This window comes from Pseudoxanthomonas sp. LjRoot204_2 (genome assembly GCF_056175765.1).
Genome location: NZ_JBGFFG010000092.1, coordinates 1 through 9,718, shown reverse-complemented (window position 1 = coordinate 9,718; position 9,718 = coordinate 1). Strand labels below are relative to the sequence as shown.

Here is a 9,718-nt window from a genome sequence, read left to right as displayed (position 1 = left end):
ACAGCGCCGTGGCCGCCAGCGACTGGGACATGGCGCGCATCCACGGCGTCGCACTCGTCGACCAGTATCCGCAGAGCGCCGCCGCCGCACGCATCGGGCCCTCGCTGGCCGAGGTGAAAGCCAAGGCCGAGGGCGCGCGCGAGCAGCGGCGGATGGAGATGCTGTGGGACTACTCGCAGGTCGCGGCCGACGGCGGCACCCAGCGCTCCGCTTCCATCCTGAGCAAGGAGCCCGTCGACGTGGACGGCAGCGGCGCCAAGCCGGTGCAACTGGTGTTCCGCGACCATCCCAAGTGGAAGCGCAGCAGCTACCTGGTGCTGCAGGCCAGCGACTTCGCCAAGGCGTGCTACGGCCGCTGCCAGGTCACGGTGATCGCGGATGCCGCCGCACCGAAGCGGATGTCGGCCAATCGGCCCGACACCGACGAAGCCATCGCGATGTTCATCGACGACAACAAGGCGCTGTGGCGCCTCGCGCGCAAGACCCGGGTCCTTGAGATCGAGTTTCCCGTGAAGGATGGCAGCACGCGCAAGGCCGTGTTCGAGACCGGCGGGCTGGATGGCAGCCAGATGCCCGGGTGGGACTGAGGGATCGGGAGGGCGGCCATCGTCGGAGCCGGCGGACGCGATCGCGACGCGCCGAGCTTCGCGGCCGTCGCCAGGCAGGCGCGCTGCCCGCTAGGCGACCACCCGGTTCCTTCCCATCGCTTTCGCGCGATACAGCGCGACATCGGCCTGGCTGAGCAGTTGTTCCAGTCCCGCGATGCGTGCCGGCCCCGAGGCGACGCCCACGCTGACGGTGATGTCGAGAAGTCGGCCATCCTCGAGCGGAATGGGATCGCTCGCCAGCCGGCGCAGGCGTTCGGCGACGACGCACGCGGCCGTGGCGTCCACGCCCGGCAAAAGCACGGCGAATTCCTCGCCGCCGAATCGTCCGAACAGACCGTCCTCGCGCAGGTGGTCGCGCATCCGGGCGGCGAACGTCGTCAGCACCGCGTCCCCCGCCGCGTGGCCGTGGCGATCGTTGACCGATTTGAAGTGGTCGATGTCCAGCATCATCGCGACGACCGTGCCGCCGCTCTGCTGCACCTGTTCCGCCAGTTCCAGGCCTCGTCGCAGGAAGGCGCTGCGGTTGAGCACGCCGGTCAACGCGTCGTGGTCGGCGGCATGGTTCAGCGTGGCCAGCAAGCGGTTGCGCGCCGCGTTCACGCTGGCCACGGTGAGCGGCGCCACCGCCAGCAGCGCCATGCCCATGCGCAGCGAGATGACCGGCTGCACGCTGGCATCCTGCAGCTGCAGGTCGATCCAGCCGGTGGCGATGGCGATCAGCGTCCACATGCACAGCAACGCCGTGACGAGCGCGGTGGTGAACAGCCGGTAGGCCAGGGCGCACCACAGCAGCGCGGGCACGGGAAAGGCGATCGCGCCGGGGCCGCCGACGGCTACGCCCAGCACCAGCGCCAGTGCCAGCGCGGCGAGCGGCAGGAGCAGCCGGGGGTGTGACCGCGCGCGGACCAGCGCGGCACGCAGTTCGCGCCAGGCGCCAGCAGGCGATGGCGCCAGCAGGATCACCGGCAACAGCGCCACGTAGCTGACCAGTTCGGCGGAAAACCAGAACCCGCTGGCCGTCAGGAACCCCATCCGCATCATCGCGTGCGAGCCCAGGCTGCCCGCCAGGCTCGCGCCCAGCGCCGCCACGGCCGAGACCGCCAGTACCCACAGCATCGACAGCGGATGCCGCAGCTGACGGTCGTCGTGGCGCACATGCCGGAGCAGCAGGTAGCCGGCCAGCACGCCGGCCAGATTGGCCGCGGTCAGTCGCAGCGTGGTGGGCAGGGAGGTGCCGGTCAGCAGGTCCGCCGCCACGTAGCCCAGCGCGGCGGCCGCCCAGCCGGCGGGTGACGCCAGCGCGGGCCGTCGCGCGAACAGCCCCAGCAGCAGGGCATTGGTCGGCCAGAAGGTGGCGAGCTGCTGTTCGGGCCGGGTCAGGATGCCCAGGCCACTGGCCAGGAAGACCACGCTCGCCACGAGCAGCGCCTGGGATGCGAGGCGGCGGAAAGTGAGCCATGCAGGTACATGGATGTCATGCGGATCCGGTTGCCGATGCTGCGCGACCATGCTGCCCCTGCCCGTTGCCGACTGCGCGGGGCATGGCCGTGCGACCCCGTCCCCGGCCTTACCTTACGTCACAAACGTGGGGGCGTGGCGACCCCGGGGTCCAGGCCAGCGTTTCCCGCCTGGCGCGCTGACGGAAGGTCGGACGCGCGGCGCGTGCATGCCCGGCAACGGGGGGTGGTCCCGCCGTCCGCCCGGCGTTCCGGCTTACAGCGCGTAACCGAACTGCTGCTTGAACTGTTCGTTGAATTCGTCGAAGTCGAAGCGCTGGTTCTGCGTCCCGGGATGCTCGACCTTCAGTGCACCCATCAGGTTGCCCATGCGGCCGATCGTCAGCCAGTCGTAGCCCTTCTCGATGCCGAAGATCAGGCCGGCGCGGAAGGCGTCGCCGCATCCGGTCGGGTCCGTCACCCGGCGCTCGTGCGCGGGCGGGATGTCGTAGGTCTTGTCGGGCGTGTGGATCTGCGAGCCGTGCGGACCGCGCGTGGTGATGTAGGCCTTCACGCGCTTGACGATTTCCGCCTCGTCCCAGCCGGTGCGTTCCTGCAGCAGGTTCGACTCGTAATCGTTGACCGTGACGTAATCGGCCAGCTCGATGAAGTGGCGCAGCTCCTCGCCGTTGAACAGCGGCATGGCCTGGCCGGGGTCGAAGATGAAGGGGATGCCGCCTTCGGCGAACTCGGCCGCATTCTGGATCATGCCCTCGCGCCCGTCCGGGCTGACGATGCCGAAGGTCACGCCGGCCACGTCCTTCACGTGGTTCTCGTAGCTGCGCATCATCGCGCCCGGGTGGAACGCGGTGATCTGGTTGTTGTCGTGGTCGGTGGTGATGAACGCCTGCGGGGTGAACAATTCGTCGATCACCTTCACCTGCGACAGGTTGATGCCCTGCTCGACGAAATGCTCGCGATAGGGGCCGAAGTCCTGGCCCACCGTGGCCATCGGGATGGGATCGCCGCCCAGCAGCTTCAGGTTGTAGGCGATGTTGCCGGCGCAGCCGCCGAACTCGCGGCGCATGCGCGGCACCAGGAACGACACGTTAAGGATGTGCACCTTGTCCGGCAGGATGTGGTTCTTGAACTGGTCCGGGAACACCATGATGGTGTCGTAAGCAAGGGAACCACAGATCAATGCGGACATCGGCAGACTCGGCTGGAGGCGGGCGCGGCCGCCCCGGGCCGCTGGAAAAGCGGGACGTGCGCCCCATTCCCGGCGCGCCGGTGCGAAGGTTACCGGCTGGGCCGTCCTGCGACCAGCCTTGATCGCGGCGGCCGCAACGCCGGCCGGCGGTGCCGGTGGCTCGGCGAAGCGCGTTTTTCCCCGTGGATTCACGAGATTTTTCCTTGCCCGCTCCATGCCGGATTGTTAGGCTAGCCGACTTCGTTTTTGCCCAAAAAATCGCCATTCCCGCGCGATTTTCCGGCCTCCAGCAGGAACCCGTCCCCCGATGTTCAAGAAGCTCCGCGGCATGTTCTCCAATGACCTGTCCATCGACCTGGGCACGGCCAACACCCTGATCTACGTGCGCGGGCAGGGCATCGTCCTCAACGAACCCTCGGTCGTGGCGGTACGCCAGGACCGTGCCATCGGCGGCTCGCGCTCGGTCGCGGCGGTCGGTGCCGAGGCCAAGCAGATGCTGGGACGCACCCCGGGCCACATCACCACCATCCGCCCGATGAAGGACGGCGTGATCGCCGACTTCACCTACACCGAGGCGATGCTGAAGTACTTCATCAAGAAGGTGCACAAGTCGCGCTTCCTGCGTCCGAGCCCGCGCGTGCTGGTCTGCGTGCCGGCCGGCTCCACCCAGGTGGAGCGCCGCGCCATCAAGGAATCGGCCGAAGAGGCCGGCGCGCGCGACGTCTACCTGATCGAGGAGCCCATGGCGGCCGCGATCGGCGCCGGCATGCCGGTGACCGAAGCCCGCGGCTCGATGGTCATCGACATCGGCGGCGGCACCACCGAGGTGGCCGTGATCTCGCTGAACGGCATCGTCTACTCGCAGTCGGTCCGCATCGGCGGCGACCGCTTCGACGAGTTCATCACCAACTACGTGCGCCGCAACCACGGCATGCTGATCGGCGAGGCCACGGCCGAGCGCATCAAGCTGGAGATCGGCTGCGCCTACCCGCAGGCCGACGTGCAGGAGATGGAGATCTCCGGCCGCAACCTCGCCGAGGGCGTGCCGAAGATGATCAAGATCAACTCCAACGAAGTGCTGGAAGCGCTGCATGAGCCGCTGTCCGGCATCGTCAGCGCGGTCAAGCTGGCGCTGGAGCAGACCCCGCCCGAGCTGTGCGCCGACGTGGCCGAGCGCGGCATCGTGCTGACCGGCGGCGGTGCGCTGCTGCGCGACCTGGACCGGCTGATCAGCGAGGAGACCGGCCTGCACGTGCAGGTCGCCGACGATCCGCTGACCTGCGTGGCCCGCGGTGGCGGTCGTGCGCTGGAGCTGGTCGACATGCACGGCAATGAGTTCTTCGCGCCGGAATGATGAAGCAGTGACGAGCGGAGAGGAGTGAGAAGTGAGTGGAAGAGACTCGCCTGCCGCCGTTCGTTTCGCCCCGTTCACTCCTCACTTCTCACTCCCCTCGACCCGTCTCTAGCCCGTGCCTTCCTACGCCGGTCCTCCCGTCGCCACCCGCGGTGAAGTCGCTAGCACGCTGCGGCTGTTGGGCTATCTCGCGCTGACCATCGCGCTGGTGATCCTGGACCACCGGGGTGGGTGGCTGTCGCACGTGCGCGCGCAGGCCAACGTGGTGGCACAGCCGCTGTGGTGGCTGGCGGGCCTGCCGGGTCGCGTGACCACCCGTGTCCAGGATGATGCCGCCACCCGGACCGGCCTGATCGAAGAGAACCGTCGCCTGCGCAACGAAGCGCTGGTGGCCAGTGCCCGGCTCGCGCGGCTGCAGACCGCTGCCGCCGACAACGCCCAGCTGCGTGCGTTGCTGGGCGTGAAGACCTCGCGCGGCCTGGATGTGCAGCTCGCGCCGATCCTCGACATCGACCTCGCGCCCGGCCGCCAGCGGCTGGTGCTGGATGCCGGCAGTCGCGCCGGTGCCACGGTGGGGCAGTCGGTCATCGATGCCGGCGGGCTGATGGGGCAGATCATCGAAACGACGCCCGCCCATTCCACCGTCCTGCTGCTGACCGATCCCGACCATGCCGTGCCCGTGGTGATCGCACGCAACGGCGTACGCCTGATCGTCTATGGCCGCGGTCGCAGCGACCTGCTGGAACTGGCCGACGTGCCGCTCAACAGTGGCGTGAAGGTGGGCGACCTGCTGGTCACGTCGGGCCTGGGCGGCCGGTTCCCCGCGGGCTTTCCCGTCGGCACGGTCGCCGCGCTGAGGCCGGACGACAGCCATGCGTTCCTGGTCGGCGACGTCACGCCGGCGGCGCAGCTGGACAGGGGGCGCGATGTGTTGCTGCTGAAGTCCGGGCCGCCGCAGCCGCTGCCCACGCCGGATCCGACGCGGTTCCTGCCGGACACGGCTTCGCCAGCGGCAGGCTCAGCCGGTCCGGCGGAAATGGGGCCGTCCGCGTCCGCGACCCAAAGCCCCTCTCCCACCGGGAGAGGGGGTGGGGTGAGTGGCAACGAAGGAAGTGCTGGTACAGGCACGCAGTCTGCGTCCACGCCCGCGACGACGTCCCCGCAAGCGCCGCGCCCCGCGAACGTCCCGACCCTCACCCCACCCCCTCTCCCGAGGGAAGAGGGGCCAAAAGCGCCGGCCTCGAACCCTCCGACAACGGAGCCGCAGCGATGAATCGCGCGCGTACCGGCTGGCTGATGCCGTTGAGCATCATCCTGGCACTGCTGCTGGGCCTGCTGCCGCTGCCCGACGTGATGCAGCCGTTGCGCCCCTACTGGCTGGCGCTGGTGGTGGCGTACTGGGTGATCGAAGCGCCGGACAGCGCGGGCCTGGGTTTCGCGGTCATCGTCGGCCTGGTCGCCGACCTGATGTTCGGCACGCTGCTGGGCGAACAGGCGCTGCGCCTGCTGATCATGGCCTTCATCCTGCAGCGCTTCCGCGCGCGGCTGCGCTTCTTCCCGATGTCGCAGCAGGCTCTCGCCATCGGCGGCCTGCTGCTCAACGATCGCATCGTGACCACCGTGGTGCACCTGGCGCTGGGCGAGCCGACGCTGCCGTGGCAGTACTGGTGGGCGCCGTTGCTGGGCATGGTGTTCTGGCCGCCGCTGTTCGTGCTGATGGACGCGCTGCGGCTCGGTCGCCGCAGGCGGGGCTGAGCCATGCTCGGGCCCCGCCGTCGCGGCAAGAATCCGCACGCCGAAGCCGACCAGTTCCGTCGCCGCGCGGTGACCGGATTCGTGGTGGTCGCGCTGTGCCTGCTGGGCCTGGGCGCGTGGTACTTCAAGCTGCAGGTCATCGACCACGCCGACTACGCCACGCGCTCGGAAGCGAACCGCATCCGCCCGCGGCCGGTCGTGCCCGGCCGCGGCACCATCTATGACCGCAACGGCCTGCTCCTGGCGGAGAACGTGCCCGCGTTCCGCCTCGACGTGACGCCCGACAAGGTCAAGGAGCCGGCCAAGCTGATCGCCGAACTGGCGAAGATCATCGATCTCGACCCCGAGGACATCGCGCGCTTCGAGGCCACGCGCAAGGCGACGCGCGGGTTCCGCCCGATCACGCTGAAGCTGCGCGTGAGCGAAGAGGAGATGGCGCGTTTCGCGGTCGACCGCTGGCGCTATCCCGGGGTTGAGCTGGTTCCCTATCTCACGCGGCGCTATCCCTACGGCGAACTGTTCGCGCACATCGTCGGCTACGTCGGGCGCGTGGACGAGAAAGACCTGGCGTCGCTGGGCGAGATCAATGCCGCGCTGACCCACATCGGCAAGACCGGCCTGGAGCGCTATTACGACGAGCAGTTGCGCGGGAAGATCGGGTACGAAAAAGTCGAAACGAACGTGGAAGGCCGCGCGCTGCGCGTGGTCGGCCGCGTGCCGGCGCAGGCGGGCACCGACCTGCGCCTGAGCGTGGACGCGAAACTGCAGCAGGCGATCGTCGATTCCTTCGGCGAACTGGAGGGTTCGGCGATCGCGGTCGATCCGCGCACCGGTGAGATCCTGGCGATGGTCAGCCTGCCCAGTTACGACCCGAACCTGTTCGTCAACGGGATTTCCAGCACGGATTTCAAGCGGCTCAACGACAACCCGTCGCGGCCGCAGTTCAACCGCCTGGTGCTGGGTGGCGTGGCGCCGGGCTCGACGCTGAAGCCGTTGATCGCGCTGGCCGGCCTGGACAGCGGCAAGCGCAAGCCGGAGGACACGGTGGTGTCGACCGGCATGTTCTACCTGCCCGGCACGAGCCGCGGCTGGGGCGACGCCAGCCGCCGCGGCCATGGCGTGACCAACCTGCGCAAGTCGATCTCGCAATCGGTGAACACGTACTACTACCGGCTGGCGCTCGATCTCGGCATCGCGCAGTTCGACGACTACATGGAGCACTACGGATTCGGGCAGCCGACCGGCGTCGACCTGCGGGGCGAGATCGGCGGCATCCTGCCGTCGCCGGCGGCCAAGCTGAAATCGCGCAAGGAGCGCTGGTATCCGGGCGATACCGTCAATGTCGCGATCGGGCAGGGCGATTGGAAAGTCACGCCCCTGCAGTTGGTGCGCGCCACCGCCGGCATCGCCAGCGGGCAGTTGCGGCGCCCGCACCTGGTCCGGGAATCGCGCGTCGGTTTCGACCGTCCATGGGAGCGGATGCCGCAACCGGCGCCCATCGCGATCAGCCCGAATCCCGCGAACGTGGAGGTGGTGCGACTCGGCATGCAGGACACCATGCAGCCCGGCGGCACCGGTTGGCGCGTCGCCCTGAACGCCCCCTACCTGATGGCGGGCAAGACCGGCACCGCGCAGGTGATCAGCCGCCGTGGCACCGCGGCGGTCGATCCGCGCAGCCTGCCCATGCACCTGCGCCACCGTTCCCTGTTCGTCGGCTTCGCGCCGGCCGACAACCCGACGATCGCCATCGCCATCGCGGTGGAAGGCGGCGGCTACGGCGGCAGCACCGCCGGGCCGATGGCGCGCAAGATCTTCGATGCCTACCTGCTGGGGAAGATGCCGGAGAAGGAGGGCGAGGAGGCCGTGCCCGTCGGCACTACGCCAGCGGGACCGCCTGCTGCGCCGACACCGGCCGCACCGACGACGACACCGCCTGCGAATCCGGCGCCGGGCACAAGTCCGAGCCAGGGCACTAGCCCCTCTCCCACCGGGAGAGGGGTTGGGGTGAGGGGCAGCGGAGGTCGTGTGGGTGCGAACTCCAGTAACTCGACCGCGCTCGCACCGCGCTCCTCTTCTATCCCCGGCATCGCGCCTGCCCCGACCCTCACCCCAACCCCTCTCCCGGGGAGAGATGGGCTTGAAGCGGCGTCCGCGCGGAGGGCTTCGGCATGACCGATCTCCTGCGCTGGGGTTTCGACCTGCTGCGGCACGTGCTGCGCACGCTGGACTGGCCTTTGCTCGGCGCCCTGGTGGCGCTGATGGGGATCGGCTTGGCCGTGCTGTACAGCGCCGGTGGCGAAGCGCTGGGATCGCGGCTGGTGCTGGCGCAGGGCGTGCGCTTCGGCGTCGGCCTGGTGGCGATGTGGGCACTGTCGCGGGTCACGCCGGTGCGCCTGCGTGCCTGGACGCCGGGCGTATTCGCCGTGGCGTTGCTGCCGCTGGTGCTGGTGCTGTTCATCGGCACCGGCAAGCACGGCGCGCACTGGATCGACCTGAAGTTCTTCTACCTGCAGCCGTCGGAACTGCTGAAGATCGCGTTGCCGATGATGCTGGCGTGGTACCTGCATCGCGAGCCGCTGCCGCCGGGCTGGCGCACCACGCTCGTGGCGGCGCTGCTGATCGGCCTGCCCACCGGGCTGATCCTGCTGCAGCCGGACTTCGGCACGGCGATGCTGGTCGCGGCCAGCGGCGTGTTCGGCCTCTACCTCGCCGGCCTGTCGTGGTGGTGGTTCATCACGGCCGGCGTGCTGGGCGGTACCGCCGTGGGACTGGTGATGTTCGCGCCGATCTCGTGGTTCTCGTTCCTGCGCGAGTACCAGCAGAACCGCATCCTGACGTTCCGCGATCCGGAAAACGATCCACTCGGCGCGGGCTGGAACATCCTGCAGTCGAAGATCGCCATAGGCGGCGGCGGCTGGAACGGCAAGGGCTGGGGCCAGGGGTCGCAGTCCCACCTGGATTACCTGCCGGAACATACGACCGACTTCATCTTCTCGGTGCTGTCGGAAGAATTCGGCTGGATCGGCGTGGCGGTGACGCTGTCGCTGTACCTGTTCGTCGTCGGACGCTGCCTGTGGATTGCGATGGACGCGCGCGATACGTATTCGCGCCTGCTCGCCGGCACGCTGGGCATGGCACTGTTCGTCTATGTCATCGTCAACGGCGGCATGGTCTCGGGCCTGCTGCCGGTGGTCGGCGTGCCGATGCCGCTGCTGAGTTACGGCGGCACCTCGGCGGTGTCGCTGCTCGCCGGCCTGGGGCTGGTGATGGCGGTGCGTGCGCATCGTCCCGTGCATGGGTATTGAGGAGTGCGTGGAGAGGAGTGAGGCGTGAGTAGAAGCAGGTGTTGCTGTTC

At 69.0% G+C, this 9,718-nt stretch carries 8 protein-coding genes; 6 read left to right on the top strand and 2 right to left on the bottom strand.

Annotation, left to right across the window (positions count from 1 at the left end):
• Window positions 1-587, top strand: a 587-nt coding sequence (locus AC04L7_RS06345; RefSeq protein WP_475512705.1) for a hypothetical protein, incomplete at its 5' end; no start/stop codon positions are given.
• Between the two features lie 90 nt (window positions 588-677).
• On the opposite strand, the gene AC04L7_RS06340 is transcribed toward AC04L7_RS06345, so the two are convergent.
• Together AC04L7_RS06340 and AC04L7_RS06335 are read right to left on the bottom strand one after the other, a co-directional pair.
• Window positions 678-2,117, bottom strand: a complete 1,440-nt coding sequence (locus AC04L7_RS06340) for a GGDEF domain-containing protein (RefSeq protein ID WP_435996598.1) — start codon at window positions 2,115-2,117, stop codon at window positions 678-680.
• Between the two features lie 204 nt (window positions 2,118-2,321).
• Window positions 2,322-3,254, bottom strand: coding sequence for a carbohydrate kinase family protein (locus AC04L7_RS06335; RefSeq protein ID WP_299344349.1), 933 nt, complete (start codon window positions 3,252-3,254; stop codon window positions 2,322-2,324).
• A gap of 307 nt (window positions 3,255-3,561) precedes the next feature.
• Here AC04L7_RS06335 and AC04L7_RS06330 point away from each other — a divergent pair, with 307 nt between their 5' ends.
• The 5 genes from AC04L7_RS06330 to rodA all read left to right on the top strand — a co-directional run bounded on the left by AC04L7_RS06330 (window position 3,562) and on the right by rodA (window position 9,668).
• Complete coding sequence (locus AC04L7_RS06330) at window positions 3,562-4,608, top strand: rod shape-determining protein (protein WP_192270868.1); 1,047 nt, start codon at window positions 3,562-3,564, stop codon at window positions 4,606-4,608.
• 115 nt (window positions 4,609-4,723) lie between these two features.
• Complete coding sequence (mreC, locus tag AC04L7_RS06325; RefSeq protein ID WP_435996601.1) at window positions 4,724-5,881, top strand: rod shape-determining protein MreC; 1,158 nt, start codon at window positions 4,724-4,726, stop codon at window positions 5,879-5,881.
• Complete coding sequence (mreD, locus tag AC04L7_RS06320) at window positions 5,878-6,363, top strand: rod shape-determining protein MreD (RefSeq protein WP_299344354.1); 486 nt, start codon at window positions 5,878-5,880, stop codon at window positions 6,361-6,363. Before mreC ends, mreD begins: the two co-directional genes overlap by 4 nt.
• 3 nt (window positions 6,364-6,366) lie before the next feature.
• Window positions 6,367-8,535, top strand: a complete 2,169-nt coding sequence (gene mrdA, locus AC04L7_RS06315; protein ID WP_435996603.1) for a penicillin-binding protein 2 — start codon at window positions 6,367-6,369, stop codon at window positions 8,533-8,535.
• A complete protein-coding gene (gene rodA / locus AC04L7_RS06310) occupies window positions 8,532-9,668 on the top strand; it encodes a rod shape-determining protein RodA (protein WP_296279254.1) in 1,137 nt (378 codons plus the stop codon). Before mrdA ends, rodA begins: the two co-directional genes overlap by 4 nt.
• Window positions 9,669-9,718: the final 50 nt, after the last annotated feature.

Coding starts and splice junctions, on each gene's coding strand:
- rodA (WP_296279254.1), top strand. CDS start 8,532: ATGACCGATCTCCTGCGCTGGGGTTTCGACCTGCTGCGGCACGTGCTG.
- AC04L7_RS06330 (WP_192270868.1), top strand. CDS start 3,562: ATGTTCAAGAAGCTCCGCGGCATGTTCTCCAATGACCTGTCCATCGAC.
- AC04L7_RS06340 (WP_435996598.1), bottom strand. CDS start 2,117: ATGGTCGCGCAGCATCGGCAACCGGATCCGCATGACATCCATGTACCT.
- AC04L7_RS06335 (WP_299344349.1), bottom strand. CDS start 3,254: ATGTCCGCATTGATCTGTGGTTCCCTTGCTTACGACACCATCATGGTG.
- mrdA (WP_435996603.1), top strand. CDS start 6,367: ATGCTCGGGCCCCGCCGTCGCGGCAAGAATCCGCACGCCGAAGCCGAC.
- mreD (WP_299344354.1), top strand. CDS start 5,878: ATGAATCGCGCGCGTACCGGCTGGCTGATGCCGTTGAGCATCATCCTG.